This is a genomic window from Janthinobacterium sp. HH106, assembly GCF_001758725.1.
In the GTDB taxonomy this organism is placed as follows: Bacteria; Pseudomonadota; Gammaproteobacteria; order Burkholderiales; family Burkholderiaceae_D; genus Janthinobacterium.
The window spans coordinates 74,141-92,666 of record NZ_LRIC01000040.1 but is presented as its reverse complement, the minus strand read 5'-3'; the positions used below and the strand labels follow the sequence as shown (position 1 = coordinate 92,666).

The window sequence follows — 18,526 nt, the reverse complement described above, 5'->3', positions numbered from 1 at the left end:
CTAAGCATAGCGGACGCGCAGCGTCTCACTTTACAAGCGCTCGTCGTTAGAACCATGGATCGAAGTACTCGGGAGCAGAAGCCTTGCCTCCCTCATTGGCGCACCAAACCGTAACACGGCGCCTGACGTTGACAGCACCAACACCAAGCCGCCCTTGATTGTTATTTGATCAAATGGATTGGATTGATCAGAAACAAACGTCCAAACAGGTTCATGATTTTGCAGCGATTCCAAAACGACTACGCCGATTGAGCCGTGTTCCGCAGCCTCTCCGCACTTAACTATGTACTGTCCACCATACAACTCTTCTTGCGCCAGAATCGCGACATTGAGCCAACCGCCAAGTTCCTGTTTTTCACGTACCCTGGCCATTCTGGTTGCGTGCACGTCGTAGAGATCACCATTGCTGCACAGAAGGCCATTGCAGCTTCGCACCTCCTGGTTCTTCCACTTTGTTGCCATCACCGTCATTGATTCCATACTTAGAAATGGGCAACTGCATGTCCTGAATTAAACAAGCTCTATTCTATCGGGCGGCTGCTCTTGCAGTCGTTAGCGTCGCTGAAAGTAGCCGGGGAAAATTCGACGCAAAATCGACTTGCGTTCAGAATCGTTGAAGACGCTTGTGTTCTTGCCCGTAAAGGCAGGCAAGCAGCAGCGCATGCCTGTTCAACGTCCGCTCCCGGCCAACAGCAGCTTTCCAATATCTTTTTCTGCGCACTTAATCAATGCCCATTTCATCCAGCCAAGATTCAAGTCCGAGCTCTTTTGCGGTTTGGATAAGGCATTTCTTTTCCTCGACGGAAGTTTTTTTCAACTCCGCTGAAATCTCTTCAAGTACCGCGACATCGTCGTCCAAGGTGTCGCCGGCTCGACTATTTATATATTGTGTGGCGAAAATTATGGCGCGTGCAAGTGTTTTGATATGACTCTCCGTGAATCGAAAAATATGCTCATCGGCGTCCGTCTTTGGCCGCTAGCGGCCCATGAGCATAACGACTTAGCAAGCGAGAAAAGTCACGTATTGTCACGTCAACGCGAATGACTGTTCCTGGCCGATGTCAGCCCTACGGCGTACGGCAACTGTCGCCCCAGAGCAGAGGCAGAGCGCCACATGTTTAATCGTGCAAAACAATCTGAACTTCGATGCTTCGCGTTGTCGCAAGCGCGCGGAGAAAGGTGCGGAGCATTCGAATCTCATCGCCAATCGCGCCGCTAGCACTTGGCAGGCCACAGACTAACACCCGCGCAGGTAATGCACACTCGCTGGCATTACAGAGCATATCTTGAAGAAAGACCCAAGTTATTTCCGTATCGATTGGCACGCCAAAAGCGACCGCAACGGATTGACGAACGAACAAAGCATTCTTGGCGTAGGTAAGATCTATCGTTACTTGCTTGGTGCACATATCTGTCGAGTCAATCATGGCGGGTGCAGCTCTAACGCAGCGTCCGCTTCTGTAAACGGAAAAACCCAGCACCGATATTATACAAACGTATAATAAACAGTACTGGGTTTCTATACAGCTTGCGCTGTAACTCCTTGAATCTAATGGTCGGGGCGAGAAGATTCGAACTTCCGACCCCATGCACCCCATGCATGTACGCTACCAGGCTGCGCTACGCCCCGACGAGGTGGGAATTATAGCAGACGCTTTTAGGTTTTTGCCATGCTTTTGCGCGCGATTCATGTCGATCTGCGCAAACTTTTTTGCATGTCCCGCTCAAGCGCCCTATTCGCTCAGCAGCAGCGCCGTCAGGACGATGCGAAAGCCCGCGATCAGCGGTTCGACCTTCACGTCCGGATGGTGAATGAAGCGCACGGGCAAGCCCTGATATAGCGCCACCAGGGCGTCGAGGCGCCCCTGCAACATTTCCTCGTCGGCCGGCAAGCCGCGCTTGATGCGCGCATCCCGGATGATGGAGAGAAATAACTGGCGCGAACGCCGGTCCGAGCATTGCAGCATTTCCGCGATCGCCGGATTGCGCGACGCTTCGGCAAAGATTTCCAGCGGCATCATCCACGTGGTCGGGTCCAGCGCTTCGAGCACATGCTCGCCCGCATTGTCGATCACGGCCTGCAGCGGGTCTTCGCGCTGCGCCAGGTCCTGCATCAAATTGGAGACGCGCTCCGTATTCTGCATGACGAAGGCGGCGATGATCGCATCCTTGCTGTCAAAATAATTATAGATGTGGCCCGCGCTCATGCCGGCCGCCTTCGATATCTCGGCCATGCTGGCGCCGTGGAAACCGCGGCGGCTGAAGCAGCTTTCGGCCGCATCGAGCACCTGCTTGCGCCGCGTGTTGGCGCGCTCGGGATCCGGATGCTTCTTTTCAACTTGGTTCATGACTTTTCCAGTAGCGCGCCGGCCCTGCCCTTGCGGGCAAGGCCGGCGTCGGCGTCCCCGTGATTATTGGGCGCCGCCAGCCGCCGCGACGGCTGTCTGCTCAGGCTGCCAACCGCCGCCCAGCACCTTGTACAAGGTGACCAGGTTGGTCGATTTGGCCAGGCGCGCCGTGATCAGGCTTTGCTGCGCCGTGTACAGCGCGCGCTGGGCCACCAGGGCGTTCAGGTAGGACTCGGCGCCCTGCTTGTAGCGCGCATCGTGGATGGTGTAGCTCTTCGTCGACGCCTCGACCAGCGAGACCTGCGACTGCAGGCGCTCGTCGATGGTGCCGCGCTGGGCCAGCGCATCGGACACTTCGCGGAAGGCGACCTGGATCGCCTTTTCGTATTGCGCCACGGAGATTTCACGCTGCACCTTGGCGATATCGAGGTTGGCGCGGTTCACGCCGCCATCGAAGATCGGCAAGCTGATCTGCGGCAGGAAACTCCACGTGCCGCTGCCCGCCTTGAACAGGCCCGACAGGTTGTCGCTGACCGAACCGGCCGTGGCCGTCAGCGAAATGCGCGGGAAGAAAGCCGCGCGCGCCGCGCCGATGTTGGCATTGGCGGCGCGCAAGGTGCGCTCCGCCGCCAGCACGTCGGGACGGCGTTGCAGCACGTCCGACGGCACGCCGGACGGAATGTCCGTCAGCGCCGTCACGGTGCCGAACTCGGCTGGCGGCAGCAAGTCAGCCGGCACGGGGCCGCCCACCAGCAAGACCAGCGCGTTCTGGTCCAGCGCCACCTGGCTCGTGTAGACAGCCACGTCGGAACGGGCCGACTCGACGCTGGTCTGGGCATCGTACTTGTCCAGGCCCGAGGTGGCGCCCGCGCTGAAGCGGCGCACGGCCAGGTCATACGACGACTGCTGGCTCTTCAGGGTGTCCTGCGCCACGCGCAGGCGCTGCTGGTCGGCCACCAGGTTCAGATAGGTGCTGGCCACTTCGGCCACCAGGCTGATCTGCTGCGCACGGCGTGCTTCTTCCGTGCCCAGGTATTGCTCCAGCGCGCTGTCGGACAGGCTGCGCACGCGGCCGAAGAAGTCCAGCTCGTAGGCCGATACGCCCAGGTTCGCCGTGTACTGGCGGTTGATGGACGCTTCGCCCGTCGGGCTGGCATTTTTCGAAATGCGCGTGGCCGACTGGCCGCCCGAGGCCGACAGGGTCGGGATCAGGGCGGCGCGTTCGATGCCGTAGGTGGCGCGCGCCTTCTCGATGTTCAGGATCGAGACGCGCAGGTCGCGGTTGTTGGCCAGCGCCAGTTCCAGTACCTGGCGCAGGCGCGCATCGGCAAAGAACTCGCGCCAGGCGATGTCCGCCACTGGCCTGGCGTCGGCGGCGGCCGTGTCGGCCTTGTAGGAAGGGCCCGTCGGCCACGCCGTCGGCGCCGGCGCTGCCGGACGCTCGTACGTGGGAGCCAGGCTGCAACCGGCCAGCAAGGCCAGCGCCGCCATGGAGAGTAGTGATTTTTTCATATTAATGTGCATCCTTGGAAAGCGTGACGGCTGGCGAACCAGGCGTCGCCGGCGTGGCGGGCGCATCCGGCTTCGAGAAGAAGCCGCGCACCAGCACGAAGAACACCGGCACGAAGAAGATACCGAGGAACGTGGCCGTCAACATACCGCCCAGCACGCCGATACCGATGGCGTTCTGGCTGCCGGAACCGGCGCCGCTGGAAATGGCCAGCGGCAACACGCCCAGGCCGAAGGCAATCGAGGTCATCAGAATCGGACGCAGACGCAGACGCACCGCGTGCAAGGTCGCGTCCAGCAGCGACATGCCCGATTCCTGCATTTCCTTGGCAAATTCCACGATCAGAATGGCGTTCTTCGCCGACAGGCCCACCACCGTGAGCAAGCCCACCTGGAAGTACACGTCGTTCGACAGGCCGAACAGCCACGTGCCGAGCACGGCGCCGATCACGCCCAGCGGCACGACCAGCAGCACGGAGAATGGAATCGACCAGCTTTCATACAGCGCAGCCAGACACAGGAAGACGATCAGCAGCGACAGCGCGTACAGCTGCGGCGTCTGCGAACCGGATTCGCGCTCTTCCAGCGACACGCCGGTCCAGCTGAAGCCGATGCCAGGCGGCAACTTCGCCACCATCTCTTCCATCGCGTTCATGGCGGCACCCGTGCTCTGGCCCGGCGCCGGCGTACCGAGGATCTCGACCGACGGCAAGCCGTTGTAGCGTTCCAGGCGTGGCGACGCGTAAATCCACTTGCCGGTGGCAAAGGCGGAGAACGGCACCATCTGGCCAGCCGTGTTGCGCACGAACCACTTGTTCAAGTCTTCCGGCAGCATGCGCGATTCGGCATTGCCTTGCATGAACACTTTCTTCACGCGGCCACGGTCGAGGAAGTCGTTCACATACGAACTACCCCAGCCCACGCTCAGCACGCGGTTGATTTCCGAGATCTGCAAGCCCAGCGCGGTGGCTTTCTGCTGGTCGATGTCGATCTTGTACTGCGGCGTATCTTCCTGGCCGTTCGGGCGCACGCCCACCATGGCCGGATTCTGCGACGCCATGCCCAGCAACTGGTTACGCGCCGCCATCAGGGCGTCATGGCCGACACCGCCGATATCCTGCAGCTGCATGTCGAAACCGGTGGCGTTACCCAGTTCCAGCACGGCAGGCGGGGCGAACGTAAACACCATCGCATCCTTGATCTGCAACAACTTGCCCATGGCGCGACCGGCCACGGCCGGCGCTTTTTGCGCCACGTCCTTGCGCAGCGACCAGTCTTTCAGGCGCACGAAGGCGATACCCGTATTCTGGCCGTTACCGCCGAAGCTGAAACCGGCGACGGCAAACACGGAAGCGACGTTGTCTTTCTCGCTGTTCATGAAGTGGTCTTCGACCTGTTCGATCACTTTCAGGGTGCGCTCTTGCGTGGCGCCCGTCGGCAATTGAATCTGCGTAAACAGGATGCCCTGGTCTTCTTCCGGCAGGAAGGAGGTCGGCAGGCGCATGAAGATGAACACCAGGCCAGCCAGCAGCAGCACGTACAGCAGCATCGAGCGGAAACGGTGCGTGATCATGGCGCCGACCCAGCCCTGGTATTTATTGCTGCTGCGGTCGAAGCTGCGGTTGAACCAGCCGAAGAAACCCTTGTTCGTCGCGTGATGGCCCTTCTCGACCGGTTTCAACAGGGTGGCGCACAAGGCTGGCGTAAACACCAGCGCGACGACGACGGACAGCACCATCGACGACACGATCGTGATCGAGAACTGGCGGTAAATCACGCCCGTCGAACCGCCGAAGAAGGCCATCGGCACGAACACGGCGGACAGCACCATGGCGATACCGACCAGCGCGCCCGTGATCTGCGTCATGGACTTGCGCGTCGCTTCCAGCGGCGACAAGCCCTCTTCGCTCATCACGCGCTCGACGTTTTCCACCACCACGATCGCATCATCGACCAAGAGACCAATGGCCAGCACCATGGCGAACATGGTCAGGGTGTTGATCGAATAACCGAAGGCATTCAGGATGCCGAAGGTGCCGAGCAGCACGACCGGCACGGCCATGGTCGGGATCAGGGTGGCGCGGAAGTTTTGCAGGAACAAATACATCACGAGGAATACCAGGATGACGGCTTCGACCAGGGTTTTCACCACTTCTTCGATGGACAGTTTCACGAACGGAGTGGTGTCGAACGCCACCTGGTAGCTCATGCCTTCAGGGAATTGCTTGCTCAGGTTGCCCAGCATGGCTTTCGCCGCATTGGCCGTATCGAGCGCGTTGGCGCCCGTCGCCAGCTTGATCGCCACGCCGGTGGCCGCATGGCCGTTGTAGCGGGCCACGGTGTTGTAGTTCTCGCGGCCCAGTTCCATGCTGGCCACGTCCTTCAGGTACACCATGGCACCGTTGGTCGTGGTTTTCAGCAAGATGGCGCCGAACTGCTCCACCGTTTGCAAACGGCTTTGCGCCGACACGGTGGCGTTCAGCTGCTGACCCTTGACGGACGGCGTGCCGCCCAGTTCACCGGCCGACACTTCCGCATTCTGCGCCTGCACGGCCGTGATCACGTCCGCCGGGGTCAGGTTAAAACTTTGCAGCTTGGCCGGGTCGAGCCAGATACGCATGGCGTACTGCGAACCGAACAGGGTCACGTCGCCCACGCCGGCAACACGGCTGAGCGGATCGACGACGTTGGCGGCCACATAGTCGCTCAAGTCGGTCTGGTCCATCTTGCCGTTTTCGGAAATGAAGCCGAACACCATCAGGAAGTTCTTCGTCGCTTTCGACACGACAAGACCCTGTTGCGTGACAGCCGTCGGCAGCAGTGGCGTGGCCAGCTGCAGCTTGTTCTGTACCTGCACCTGGGCGATGTCGGGATTGGTGCCGCTGGTAAACGTCAAGGTGATGCTGATGCCGCCAGTCGCATCGCTCGACGAGGACATGTAGCGCAAGCCGTCGATACCCTTCATCTTTTGTTCGATGACCTGGGTGACCGCATCTTCCACGGTCTTGGCGGAGGCGCCAGGGTAGGAGCCGCTGATCGAAATCGACGGCGGAGCGATGCTCGGGTACTGCGCGATCGGCAGGCTGAGGATCGAAATCACGCCGGCAAGCATGATGACGATCGCGACCACCCAGGCAAAAATCGGGCGGTCAATGAAAAAACGGGCCATTAATATTCTCCTGAATTAGTGGGCGCTGGCAGCCGATGCGGCGGCAGAAGCGGCAGCGGCGGGCGCTGGCGCAGGAGCAGCTTCGGCCTTGGCCGGCACGGCAACGGCTGGCGCGCCTGGCTTGACTTTTTGCAAGCCTTCCACGATCACGCGGTCGCCTGCGGCCAGGCCGGACGTCACCAGCCAGTTGGTGCCGACGGTGCCGCTGGTGGTCAGCACGCGCTGCTCGACCTTGTTTTCCTTGTTCAGGATCAGGGCCGTGGCCTGGCCCTTCTGGTTGCGCGTCACGCCCACTTGCGGCACGGTAATGGCTTTCTCATCGACGCCCGTTTCCAGCTGCGCACGCACGTACATACCTGGCAGCAATTCGCCTTTCGGGTTCGGGAACAGCGCGCGCAAGATCACGTTGCCGGTGGTCGGATCGACCGTCACGCCGGCAAACTGCAGCTTGCCCGATGCGCCGTACTTGCTGCCGTCCGGCAGAATCAAGTCGACCTTGGCCTGGCCTTCGCCCACTTTCTTCAGCGAGCCGTCGGCCATCTGGCGCTTCAGGCGCAGCAGGTCGGTGCTCGACTGGGTCACGTCGACATAGATCGGATCGAGTTGCTGCACGGTGGTCAGCGCTTCGGCCTGGCCCGCCGTGACCAGCGCGCCGGCCGTCACGCTCGAACGGCTGGTGCGGCCGCTGATCGGCGCCGTCACGGTGCTGTAGCGCAGGTTGATGTTCGCCGATTCCAGCGCCGCAGTGGCGGACTCGACGTCTGCCTTCGCTTGCTCGAACGCGGCGACGGCATCATCGTACTCTTGACGGCTGACGCCTTCGATGGCCACCAGTTCCTTGTAGCGCGACGCTTTCGGACCGGCCGTCAGCAGGTTGGCCTTGGCTTTCGACAGGGCGGCCTTGGCCGAATTGGCGGCGGCTTGGTAAGTAGCGGAATCGATCTGATACAGGGCCGTGCCCGCTTTCACATCGCTACCCTCGACGAACAGGCGCTTCTGGATCAAACCGCCCACTTGCGGGCGCACATCGGCGACCTGGTAGGCATTCGTGCGGCCGGGCAATTCGGCGCTCATCGGCAACGCGGCCGGATTAACAGTAAACACGACCACCTGCGGCGCTTGCTGCGCGTGAGGTGCTTCCTGTTTTTTACTGCAGCCGGCCATGATTACAGTGGCGCACAGAACGGCAATAGCGCCGCTCGTACGCGGCGACGTCAGGGAAAAGGTTGGTTGCATCTTGGACTTTCTGAAAAAGAAGCTGGCTAGTGTCGTTAGAAATGACTAAATTTATTAACGCAGATCAAAGAATGAACGATCATTCTAAAATCGTCAAGCAGCGTTACAATTGAAACAAAGTAACCTTTAAGCGTTTTTTGTTGCTAATGATGCAATTAAATGGCGACAACAACAGCAGGTGCGCACCAGCAGGATCCATCGGAAATTCAGGCCGGCGGCGGCAAAACGGCAAAGCGGGAGAGTTGGATTGAATCAATACTTTAGCAGGGTCAAGATTTCTTTGCTGAGCCTGACGACAAGTGTGCAACACTGCCGGCCCCGGCTTGCATGGCGCCCGTGATTATTTACCAATGGTATCGAAAAGACATGCCGCAGCGGACGCGCTAATATATTGACCACAGCGTGGCGAAGCGAGGACGCGATGACGACAGCACAGGCGCAAGGAACGGCGCAAGACGATGGCGCGGGCGGCCTGGACGCGCCGCCACTGCTGTCGACGGGCATCCCTGGCCTCGACACCATATTGACGGGCGGCCTGCTGCCCGAGCGCCTGTACCTGCTCGAAGGCGTGCCAGGCACAGGCAAGACCACGCTGGCGCTGCAGTTTCTGGCCGAAGGGGCGCGCAAGGGCACGCCCGTGCTGTATATCGCCCTGGCCGAATCGGAAATCGAGCTGCGCGCCGCGGCCCTGTCGCACGGCTGGGACCTGGCCGGCATCGCCATCGAAGAAGTGGCGCCCAGCGACGATATACTCGACCCCGAGCGCCAGTACACGATCTTCCACCCGTCGGAAATCGAACTGGCCTCGACCAACCAGCGCATCCTGGCCGCCATCGAAAAGCACCGTCCGGCCCGCCTCGTGCTCGATTCGCTGTCCGAACTGCAGCTGCTGGCGGAAAACCCCTTGCGCTACCGGCGCCAGGTCGTGGCGTTGAAACAATACCTGGCCAGCCGGCACTGCACCACCGTGCTGATCGACGACCGCTCCGCGCTGGACGACGGCTTGCAAGTGCGTAGCGTGGCCCATTGCGTGATCTCGCTGGAGCTGCAAAACCAGGACTATGGCAATGACCGGCGCCGCGTGCGGGTGGTGAAATACCGGGGCGTGGCGTTTCGCAGCGGCACGCACGACTACAAGATCGCCCGTGACGGCCTGGTCGTCTATCCCCGTCTGGTGGCGGCCGACACACGCCGCGATGGCGGCCATCGGCGCCTGTCGAGCGGCGTGCCCGAACTCGACGCCATGATAGGCGGCGGCCTGGAAGAAGGCATGAGCACGCTCCTTTCCGGCCCCGCCGGCAGCGGCAAGTCCACCCTGGCGGCGCAATTCGTGCACGCGGCCACCGCGCGCGGCGAACCGTGCGCCATGTTCCTGTTCGAGGAAGCGCGCAGCAAGCTCCTGACCCGGGCCGACAGCGTGGGCATGCGCCTGCAGGAGGCGCTCGACACGGGTTTGCTGAGCGCACAGCAGATCGATCCGGCCGAGATGACACCGGGCGAATTCGCCCAGGCCGTGGTCGACGCAGCGCAGCGGGGCGCCAGGGTGATCGTCATCGATAGCCTGAACGGCTACATGCATGCGGTGCCCGATGAACGCTTCCAGAGCACCTACCTGCATGAACTGCTCAATTACCTGAGCCAGCACGGCGTGGCCACCCTGCTCGTCGGCGTGCAGCAAAACATGCTGGGCACCTCGATGACGACGGCGGCCGACGCCAGCTACCTGGCCGACAGCGTCATCATGCTGCGCTACTACGAAACGGAAGGCGAGGTGCGGCAAGCCATTTCCGTCTTCAAGAAACGCGACAGCGCGCACGAGCGCACCATCCGCCGCTTCGAGATCAGCCCGCAGGGCATCCGCATCGGCCCGGCCCTGGCTGGCTTTCACGGCATCCTGTCGGGCTTGCCCACCATCGGCGGCACGCCTTTCCCTTAGGACTACCATGGAGCAGCGCATCCTGATCTACGCGCCTGCCGGCCAGGATGCCGCCCTGGCCGGCACGGTATTGGCGGGCAGCGCCATCGCCAGCCACGCCTGCCGCTCGCCCGGCGAACTGGCCGAGCAGCTGGCGCTGGGCGCCGGCGGCGTGCTGACGGTGGAAGAGGCGCTGCATGCTGGCGTGTACACCGTGCTCGACGCCTATGCCCGGCAGCAGCCGGACTGGTCCGACTTGCCCATCATCCTGCTGACGCACGCGGGACTCGATTCCCTGCCCGTGCGGCAAGCTATTTCCACCCTGGGCAACCTGACCCTGCTGGAACGCCCCGTGCACATCCTGACCCTGATCACCTCGGCGCACGCCATGCTGCGCGCGCGCCAGCGCCAGTACCAGTTGCGCGAGACGCAGCGGCGCAAGGACGAATTCATTGCCAGCCTCGGCCATGAACTGCGCAATCCGCTGGCGCCCATCAAGTCGTCGGTGACCCTGCTCAAGCACCTGTTTCCGGCATCGGCACAGGTCGGCAAGGTGAGCGCCGTGATCGAGCGCCAGGTGACGCACCTGACACGGCTGGTGGACGACTTGCTCGACGTGGCGCGCATCAGCAGCGGCAAGGTCCTGCTGCAGCGCAAGGAGTTTGAGTTACAGCAAGTGCTCGAGCATGTCATCGAACTATGCCTGCCTGCGGCCAGCAGCCGGCACATCCGCATCACCGTCGATCTACCGCCGCATGCCGTGACATTGCACGCCGACTATGCCCGGGTGGTGCAGGTCTTTGCCAATATCGTCTCGAATGCCGTGAAATTCACGCCGGACGGCGGGCTCATCCACATTACGGCACGCCTGGCGCAGGGCCAGTTGCACGTGATGATCGAAGACAATGGCATCGGCATCGACCCGGACGCCATCGCGCGCATCTTTTCCATGTTTGAACAGGGACGCACGGTGGCGGGCCAGATGACCAGCGGCCTGGGCATCGGCCTGAGCCTGGCGCGCCAATTTGCCGAAATGCATGGCGGCAGCATCGAGGCCTACAGCGACGGCCCCGGACGTGGCAGCCGCTTCATCGTCACCCTGCCGGCCAGCGCCGGCGGTCCCGCGCCCGCCACGCCGTCCGCCGCCGGAGGCGGCACGCCCGCCGGCGCGGGCCAGCCCGTGCCAGTGCTGGTGGTGGACGACAACCGCGACGCGGCCGATTCCCTGCAAAGCCTGTTCCAGCTCGAGGGCTATGCGGCCCAGGTCGCGTATGGCGGCGCGCAGGCGCTGGCGGCCGTCGACAGGATATGGCCGCAACTGGTGGTGATGGATCTGGGCATGCCGGACATGGATGGCTACGAGGCGGCGGGCCAGATCCGCCAGCGCGCGCAGGGGCGCGACGTGCTGATGATCGCCTTGACTGGCTGGGGCCAGGGCGAGGCGCGCGCGCGCACCGAGCAAGCCGGTTTCGACCATCACCTGACGAAACCCGTGGATTTCGACGCCATCACCGCCCTGCTGCGCGCGCACCTGGCGCGGCAGGAAGGGACGGCTACGCAAACGCCATAGCGCTTATTTCCACTTGCCGCGCAGTTCCTGCACCTTTTGCTGCAGCAGTTCCGGCGTGGCGGCCTCGGGCGCCACGGGCATGCCCACGGCCAGCGACAGACGCGAGCGCAAGCCCGCCTTGAAGGCGCGTTCGAACAAATGGCCGTTGCGATGGCTCAACAGATGACCCCACAAGCCGCGCAGCGCCAGCGGAATCACGGGCACCTTGCTGCGCTCGACGATCTTGGCGATGCCGCCCTTGAATTCGCTGATCTGGCCCGTGCGGGTCAACTTGCCTTCGGGGAAAATGCAGACGAGTTCGCCTTGATGCAGCGCTTGCGCGATATCGATGAAGGCTTTTTCCATCAGGAAAGGATCTTCCTTGGCCGGCGCGATGGGAATCGCCTTGGCCGTGCGGAAAATCCAGCCCATCAGCGGCATCTTGAAGATGCGGTGGTCCATGACGAAGCGGATCGGACGGGGGCTGGCCGCCATGATGACGATGGCGTCCACATAGCTGACGTGGTTGCAAACCAGCACGGCCGCGCCTTCCGCGGGGATGCGCTCGCCATCGACGACTTTGACCCGGTGCACGGTCTGGATGAGTATCCACGCCAGGAAGCGCATGAGGAATTCCGGCACCAGCGAGAAGATGTAGGCGGCCACCAGCGCATTCAGAATCGCCGTGACGAGGAACAGCTGGGGTATGGTGAAGCCTCGTCCCAGCAGCACGATGGCCACGCCGGCGGCCGCCACCATGAACAGGGCGTTCAGGATATTCATGCCGGCGATCGTGCGCGAAATGTGTTTCGGGTCGCAGCGGGTCTGGATCAGCGCGAACAGGGGCACGATGAAAAAGCCGCCGAACACGCCGATCATGACGATGTCGATCAGGATGCGCGGCACGCCCGCCTGGCCCACAAACGCCAGCGCGTCGACCACCTGCGTGTTGACATACGCATTGCTGGCGAAATACAGGTCGATGCCGAACAGCGACAGGCCGATGGAGCCGAACGGCACCAGGCCGATCTCGATCTTGTGGCCCGACAGCCGCTCGCACAGCAGGGAACCCGTGCCGATGCCGACGGAAAACACCGTCAGCAGCAGCACGAACACGCTGTGGTCGCCATGCAGGAAATCCTTCGAATACACGGGAAACTGGGCCAGGATCAGGGCGCCGTAAAACCAGAACCAGGAGTTGCCCAGCATGGCCAGGAAGACGGGACGGTTCTTGCGCGAAAAATTCAGGTTGCGCAACGATTCGGCGACAAAATTCAGACTCACCTTCAAGTCCGGCTCGGGCGCGGGCGTGCGCGGCACGCGGTAGCTGGCGATCAGACCGAAGACAGCCACGGCGATGGTCGCGCCGGCCACCAGTTCCACGCCCAGCGGCTTGTGCACGATCAGCACGGCGCCGAGGATTTCACCCAATAAGATGCCGACAAAGGTGCCCATCTCGATCAGGCCATTGCCACCCACCAATTCCTCGGGTTTGAGCTGCTGCGGCAGATACGCATACTTGACGGGACCGAACAGGGTCGAATGCACGCCCATGCCCACGACGGCCGCCACCAGCAGCCACAGCGTGTGCGTCATCCAGCCGGCGGCGGCCACGGCCATGATGGCCAGCTCCATCCATTTGACGAGACGCGCCAGGCCCGCCTTTTCAAACTTGTCGGCCAGCTGGCCGGCCGTGGCCGAAAACACGACGTAGGGCAGGATGAACAGGCCGGGAATCAGATTCGTGATGGTGGACGGGTCGAGCGTGGTCCAGCTCAGCGCATCGTAGGCGAGGATCACCATCAGGGCCGTCTTGAACAGATTGTCGTTGAAGGCGCCAAAGAACTGGGTCCAGAAGAAGGGCCCGAAACGGCGCTGCGACAATAAGGAAAACTGGCTGCTTTGACTCATGGCATGGGGAACCGGCAATTAAGGAATTGCTAAAATACAGCACTATCTTGCGCGCGACAATCTGAATGTCGTCATATTGCTTGGCGTCAATACGGGAAACAGCCTGCCACGCCATGCTGGCCATGTCTTCCTGATGCCGCCCCTGGCACTTGCCCTGACGCAACAGAAATCGCCAGTCTCTTGATAATAAGGTAATGTGCGCATACTTCGGGCGCCTTCGCCCTGCCCTTCCAGGAAAGCTACTCCATGTTTGGATTGATCACGCTGTTCATCCTAGGCTTGCTGATTACCGCCTTCGTGCTGGCATTGCAATACCGCAGAAAGGTGGCCGATCTGGAGCTGCTGACGGCGCGCCTGCGCAAGGAAGTCAACGGCATCCAGCAGCGCCTGCAAGCGCTGGAAGGCCAGGCCGACGCGCCAGTTGCCCCGCGCGCCGTAGAGAGTGTTGTGCCTGTGCCTGTGCCTGTGCCTGTTTCCGTGCCGACGCCGGTGCCCCAAGCGGCCATGACCGAGCCGGTCGAACTGGCAAAGGCGGCGCCGGCAGTGCCGGCGCCAGCCCCGCCCAAGCCTGCGCCGCCCGCCGCGCCGGCTCCCGCCAAACCTGTCCCCGCCGCCCCGAATACCCCGTCCTGGATCGCGCGCCCGGATGGCCTGTTTGCCAAGGCGAAGAACTGGCTGTTTGCCGGCAACCTGGTCGCCAAGCTGGGCTTGCTGATCCTCTTCCTCGGCGTCAGCTTCCTGCTCAAGTATGTGTCGGCGCAGGTCACGCTGCCCATCGAACTGCGCCTGGCCGGCATCGCGCTGGCCGACATCGCCCTGCTGGCCTGGGCCTGGCGCATCCGCGTCAAGCGTCCCGGCATCAGCTTGCCGCTGCAGGGAACGGCGCTGGCGATATTGATGCTGGTGACGTTCGGCGCCTTCCGCCTGTATGAACTGATCCCGGCCGGCCTGGCGTTTGCCGTGCTGTTCGTGCTGACGGCGTTCACGTGTTTGCTGGCCGTGCTGCAAAACGCCGTCTGGCTGGCCGTCTTCGGCATCGTCGGCGGCTTTGCCGTGCCCTTGCTCGTGTCGACGGGCAGCGGCAACCATATCGGCCTGTTCAGCTATTACGCGCTGCTCAATGCGGGCGTCTTCGCCATCGCCCTGAAACGCGCCTGGCGCGTCCTGAATGTGCTGAGCTTTGGCTTCACCTTCGTCGTCGCCACCACCTGGGGCCTGCTGCGCTACACCTCGGACGACTACCTGTCGACGCAACTGTTTTTGATCCTGTTCGTGCTGTTCTATATCGGCATCGCGATCGCCTACTGCGCACGCCAGGCGCCGCGCCTCAAGCACTACGTGGATGGCACGCTCGTGTTCGGCACGCCGCTGGCCGCCATGGGCCTGCAATACAGCCTGGTCTGGAATTTTAAATTTGGCCTGGCGTTTTCCGCCCTGGTCGCCGGTTTGACGTACACGGGGCTGGCCGTGGCCCTGTGGCGCAGGAACGGCTTCAAACTGCTGGCCGAAGCCTTCCTCGCGCTGGGCATCGTCTTCGGCACGCTGGCCATCCCGTTCGCCCTCGATGGCCGATGGACGTCGGCCGCCTGGGCGCTGGAAGGCGCGGGCATCGTCTGGGTCGGCTTGCGCCAGCGCCAGACCCTGGCTTGGGCCTTCGGCCTGCTGGTGCAGGGGGCCGCGTGGCTTGCCTTCCTCATCGCCATGCAGCAACTCAATACGGCATTGGCCCTGCAGGCCAACATCTGGCTCGGCTGCGCGCTGCTGGCCGCCGCCGCGCTGGTGATGGCCTACAATTTCCGCCGCCATGGCAGCCCCTTGCATCCGGAGTTCATGAGCAGCATGTCCGTGCTGTTCCTGACAGCCGCCACGGTCTGGCTGCTGGGCGGTATCTGGAGCGAGATCCTGCTGCGCACGGACGCAGCCACGCAACTGAACCTGCTGACGATCAGCGCGCTGGCCGTGGCGGCCCTGCTGGCCTGGGTAGCGCGGCGCGAACAATGGCATGCGCCGCGCGCGCTGCTGCTGGCCGTGCAGGTACTGGCCGGCATGGTCATGCTCAGCCGCGCCAGCTGGGCCTGGGACCAGCATCCGGCCAGCCTGTTCGGCGGTTCCTTCCTCAGCGCCCTGCTGCTGGGCGCCGGCGCCTTTGCCAGCGCCCGTTTCCTTGCGCTGCGCGCGCGCGGCGGCGACGAACTGCTGGCCCTGGTAGCGCGCCCCCTGCTGGTCTGGAGCGGCTTGCTGTGGTTTGCCGCCATCCTCGTGCCGCTCGTCAGCTGGCTGCTGCGCCTGATCGACGGCGACCTGACCATGCAGCCGCACGCGGGCGAACACTGGCTGGCGCTGTATCTGATCGCCGTATCCGTCACGACGCCCGTGTTCGCCATCCTGGCCCGGCGCCTGGACTGGCCGCAACTGCGCTGGTTGACCGTGGCCGCCTGGCTCGGCCTGGGCCTGTGGAGCGCCAACCTGCTGCTGGCGCTGTATGTGCGCGACTACCTGCCGACAGGCTTGAGCTGGCTGGCGCTGGCCTGCGCGCTGGCGGCCGGCGAATACCTGCTGCGGGCCTGGCCGCAAGCGGGCTGGCCACTCGACGTGCGGGCGCTGCGCCTGCTGCACACGCTGCGCACGGCCGCGCCATGGCTGATGCTGTGGCCCGTGGGCGCCATGCACGTCAGCACCTGGCTGGCACAGCACGAAGACAGCGTCAGCCCCGCCTGGGCCCGCTACTTGCCGGCCTGGGCCATGATGCTGGTACTGGCCTGGCTGATCCGCCGCTGCCGAGCAAACGCCTGGCCGGTGGCGCCGATTGCCGCGTGGTACCAGCGCACCCTGATACCGCTGGGCGCGCTGTGGTCGCTGCTGCTGATCGCCGCATGGAACGTCTTTGACGACGGCGCCATGGCACCGCTGCCCTACTTGCCGCTGCTCAATCCGCTGGACCTGAGCACGGGCTTTGCCGTGCTGCTGGCCATTGCCAGCTACCGTTTATTCCCGGCCGGACAGATCCCGCTGCCGCCCCTGTGGCAGGCGCGCTTGCCCGTCGTGGCCGCGTGCTTGCTGTATGGCTGGTTCAACCTGATGCTGCTGCGCACGGTCTCGCACTACCTCGGCGTGCCCTACACCTTTGACGCCATGCTGGCCTCGCAGTTCGTGCAAGCGATGCTGTCGCTCGTGTGGAGTGTCACGGCCCTGCTGCTGATGCGCCATGCGGCCCGCCAGCAGCGGCGCCAGCAATGGAGTATGGGCGCCGTGCTGCTGGGACTGGTTGTCTTGAAACTGTTCCTGATCGACCTGTCGAACGTGGGCGGCATCGAACGCATCATCTCTTTCGTGGGTGTCGGCTTGCTGATGGTCTTGATCGGCTACCTCGCGCCTTTCCCCAAGGCTGCCGCGACAGCGCCGGCCGAACCGCACCCGGGAGCCGCATGAAACCCATATTGATCTGTTGCAGCCTGCTGGTGGCAGGCGCCGCGCTGGCCGCGCCCGGCCAAGACCGGCCGCAGGACTATCGCTGGAGCATGCCCATCCAGTCGCCGGCGGGCGCGGGCATCGTCCAGCTATCGTTGCCCAGGGAAGTCTACCTGCACGCCAGCTCGGCCAGCCTGGCCGACCTGCGCCTGTTCGACGCCGACGGCAAGCGCCTGGCCTATGCCATCGGCGCGCCGCCCGCGCAATCGGCCACGCAGCGCACGAACATTCCAGCCCGCATTTTCCCCGTGACGGGCACGCCTGCAACTGGCGATGGCTTGCAAGCCATCGACATCCGCACGGCCGACGATGGCCGGCTGCTGTCAGTCAGCACGCGCGCCGGCACGGCAGCGGCGACGACGGCGCTGCAGGCGCTGATCCTCGACCTGGGCAAGCAAGGGCAAGACAAGCGCATCGCCGCCCTGCGCTTCACGCCGCCGGCCCGCACGGACAATTACAGTGCACAAGTGCTGCTGGAAGTAAGCGACGACCTGAAGCAATGGGACGCCATCGGTACCACCACCCTGAATTGGCTCAGCAACAGCGACACGCAAACCCTGGCCAACGACAGCATCGCCTTTGCGCCGCGCGCGTTTCGTTATGCGCGCCTGAGCTGGCAAGCGGGCGAACCGCTGGCCTTTGCCGCGATCACGGCGCAAGCCGTCAGCGAAACGGACATCGCCGCGCCGCGCGCCAGCGTCGTGCTGCAAGGTGCGCCCGGCAAGCAGGCGAATGAATGGCGCTATGCCACACCCCTCGCCATTCCCGCCGACAGCATCGCCCTGCAATTGACGCAGACCAATACGGTGCTGCCCGTGACCCTGGGGGTGTATCGTCAGAACAGCTATGTTCCCCGACACCGGCTGCACTTGCGCCAGCAGGCGCGTCCCGCGCAAGGCGCGTATTTCGATCCCCTGCTGAGCACGACGTTTTACCGCATCGGCCTCGATGGCAAGGAACGGATTTCGGGCGACTTGGCCATGCCCGTGACGCAGACCAGCGAATGGGTGCTGCAGACATCCACGGAACACCCGCTCGCCACCGGCAATGCGCCCGCCTTGCGCCTGGGCTGGACACCAGCCACTGTCGTCTTCCTGGCCAGCGGCAAGCCGTCCTACCAGCTGGCATTCGGCAACAGCAACGCCGCCGCCGTCGCGCAGCCGCTGTCGCAGGTGGCGCCCGGCTTCAAGGCAGACGAATTGCTGGCGCTCAAGACGGCCAGCGCCGGCCCGCTCCAGACCAACGCCGGCGCTGAAGCCCCTCCACGCGTCACCAAGGACGGGGCACCGTGGCGCCTGGCCGCACTGTGGGCCGCGCTTCTGCTGGGCGTGGCCGTACTGGGCTTTTTTGCGTGGCGCCTGCTGACGCAAATGAAAGAGGAACAAGGCAGTACGGACAAGCAGGAACATTAGCCGCTGAGC

The 18,526-nt window shown here is 63.3% G+C and carries 12 protein-coding genes and 1 tRNA gene; 4 read left to right on the top strand and 9 right to left on the bottom strand.

Annotated elements, in window-relative coordinates; translation table 11 throughout:
* Window positions 1-30 precede the first annotated feature (30 nt).
* From JAB8_RS15990 to JAB8_RS15960, 8 genes are all read right to left on the bottom strand, one after another.
* On the bottom strand, window positions 31-471 hold the full coding sequence (locus JAB8_RS15990) for a hypothetical protein (protein ID WP_070290568.1): 441 nt from the start codon (window positions 469-471) through the stop codon (window positions 31-33).
* A gap of 250 nt (window positions 472-721) precedes the next feature.
* Window positions 722-859 (bottom strand): hypothetical protein, encoded by a 138-nt coding sequence (locus JAB8_RS29540; protein ID WP_162995750.1) that lies wholly within the window; start codon window positions 857-859, stop codon window positions 722-724.
* A gap of 259 nt (window positions 860-1,118) precedes the next feature.
* Window positions 1,119-1,427 carry a hypothetical protein gene (locus tag JAB8_RS15985; RefSeq protein ID WP_070290567.1) on the bottom strand — a complete coding sequence of 103 codons (309 nt, stop codon included), beginning with the start codon at window positions 1,425-1,427 and terminating at the stop codon, window positions 1,119-1,121.
* A 126-nt stretch (window positions 1,428-1,553) separates the two neighbouring features.
* Window positions 1,554-1,630: transfer RNA gene (locus JAB8_RS15980), tRNA-Pro, on the bottom strand.
* A gap of 103 nt (window positions 1,631-1,733) precedes the next feature.
* Complete coding sequence (locus tag JAB8_RS15975; RefSeq protein ID WP_070219162.1) at window positions 1,734-2,348, bottom strand: TetR/AcrR family transcriptional regulator; 615 nt, start codon at window positions 2,346-2,348, stop codon at window positions 1,734-1,736.
* Between the two features lie 63 nt (window positions 2,349-2,411).
* A complete protein-coding gene (gene adeC, locus JAB8_RS15970; RefSeq protein ID WP_070290566.1) occupies window positions 2,412-3,860 on the bottom strand; it encodes an AdeC/AdeK/OprM family multidrug efflux complex outer membrane factor in 1,449 nt (482 codons plus the stop codon).
* A 1-nt stretch (window position 3,861) separates the two neighbouring features.
* A complete protein-coding gene (locus JAB8_RS15965; protein WP_070219160.1) occupies window positions 3,862-7,026 on the bottom strand; it encodes an efflux RND transporter permease subunit in 3,165 nt (1,054 codons plus the stop codon).
* 15 nt (window positions 7,027-7,041) lie between these two features.
* The gene (locus tag JAB8_RS15960) at window positions 7,042-8,262 is read right to left on the bottom strand and encodes an efflux RND transporter periplasmic adaptor subunit (RefSeq protein ID WP_070290565.1); all 1,221 of its coding nucleotides are present in this window, start codon (window positions 8,260-8,262) and stop codon (window positions 7,042-7,044) included.
* A 421-nt stretch (window positions 8,263-8,683) separates the two neighbouring features.
* Between JAB8_RS15960 and JAB8_RS15955 the strand changes: the two genes are divergently transcribed.
* Both JAB8_RS15955 and JAB8_RS15950 read left to right on the top strand, forming a co-directional pair.
* Complete coding sequence (locus JAB8_RS15955; RefSeq protein WP_083286944.1) at window positions 8,684-10,198, top strand: ATPase domain-containing protein; 1,515 nt, start codon at window positions 8,684-8,686, stop codon at window positions 10,196-10,198.
* 7 nt (window positions 10,199-10,205) lie between these two features.
* Window positions 10,206-11,747, top strand: a complete 1,542-nt coding sequence (locus JAB8_RS15950; protein ID WP_070219158.1) for an ATP-binding protein — start codon at window positions 10,206-10,208, stop codon at window positions 11,745-11,747.
* A gap of 3 nt (window positions 11,748-11,750) precedes the next feature.
* Here the strand turns inward: JAB8_RS15950 and JAB8_RS15945 are convergent, their stop codons facing one another.
* Window positions 11,751-13,637 carry an MFS transporter gene (locus tag JAB8_RS15945; RefSeq protein ID WP_070219157.1) on the bottom strand — a complete coding sequence of 629 codons (1,887 nt, stop codon included), beginning with the start codon at window positions 13,635-13,637 and terminating at the stop codon, window positions 11,751-11,753.
* Window positions 13,638-13,883: 246 nt separating this feature from the next.
* Between JAB8_RS15945 and JAB8_RS15940 the strand changes: the two genes are divergently transcribed.
* The gene (locus tag JAB8_RS15940; protein WP_070290564.1) at window positions 13,884-17,066 is read left to right on the top strand and encodes a DUF2339 domain-containing protein; all 3,183 of its coding nucleotides are present in this window, start codon (window positions 13,884-13,886) and stop codon (window positions 17,064-17,066) included.
* A complete protein-coding gene (locus tag JAB8_RS15935) occupies window positions 17,063-18,517 on the top strand; it encodes a DUF3999 family protein (protein ID WP_070290563.1) in 1,455 nt (484 codons plus the stop codon). The genes JAB8_RS15940 and JAB8_RS15935 overlap by 4 nt, the downstream gene beginning before the upstream one ends.
* Window positions 18,518-18,526 lie beyond the last annotated feature (9 nt).

Excerpts from the sequence above, each read along its gene's own strand:
- JAB8_RS15935 (WP_070290563.1), top strand. The coding sequence starts at position 17,063 with ATGAAACCCATATTGATCTGTTGCAGCCTGCTGGTGGCAGGCGCCGCG.
- JAB8_RS15960 (WP_070290565.1), bottom strand. The coding sequence starts at position 8,262 with ATGCAACCAACCTTTTCCCTGACGTCGCCGCGTACGAGCGGCGCTATT.
- JAB8_RS15945 (WP_070219157.1), bottom strand. The coding sequence starts at position 13,637 with ATGAGTCAAAGCAGCCAGTTTTCCTTATTGTCGCAGCGCCGTTTCGGG.
- JAB8_RS15950 (WP_070219158.1), top strand. The coding sequence starts at position 10,206 with ATGGAGCAGCGCATCCTGATCTACGCGCCTGCCGGCCAGGATGCCGCC.
- JAB8_RS15955 (WP_083286944.1), top strand. The coding sequence starts at position 8,684 with ATGACGACAGCACAGGCGCAAGGAACGGCGCAAGACGATGGCGCGGGC.
- adeC (WP_070290566.1), bottom strand. The coding sequence starts at position 3,860 with ATGAAAAAATCACTACTCTCCATGGCGGCGCTGGCCTTGCTGGCCGGT.
- JAB8_RS15985 (WP_070290567.1), bottom strand. The coding sequence starts at position 1,427 with ATGATTGACTCGACAGATATGTGCACCAAGCAAGTAACGATAGATCTT.
- JAB8_RS15990 (WP_070290568.1), bottom strand. The coding sequence starts at position 471 with ATGACGGTGATGGCAACAAAGTGGAAGAACCAGGAGGTGCGAAGCTGC.
- JAB8_RS15975 (WP_070219162.1), bottom strand. The coding sequence starts at position 2,348 with ATGAACCAAGTTGAAAAGAAGCATCCGGATCCCGAGCGCGCCAACACG.
- JAB8_RS15940 (WP_070290564.1), top strand. The coding sequence starts at position 13,884 with ATGTTTGGATTGATCACGCTGTTCATCCTAGGCTTGCTGATTACCGCC.
- JAB8_RS15965 (WP_070219160.1), bottom strand. The coding sequence starts at position 7,026 with ATGGCCCGTTTTTTCATTGACCGCCCGATTTTTGCCTGGGTGGTCGCG.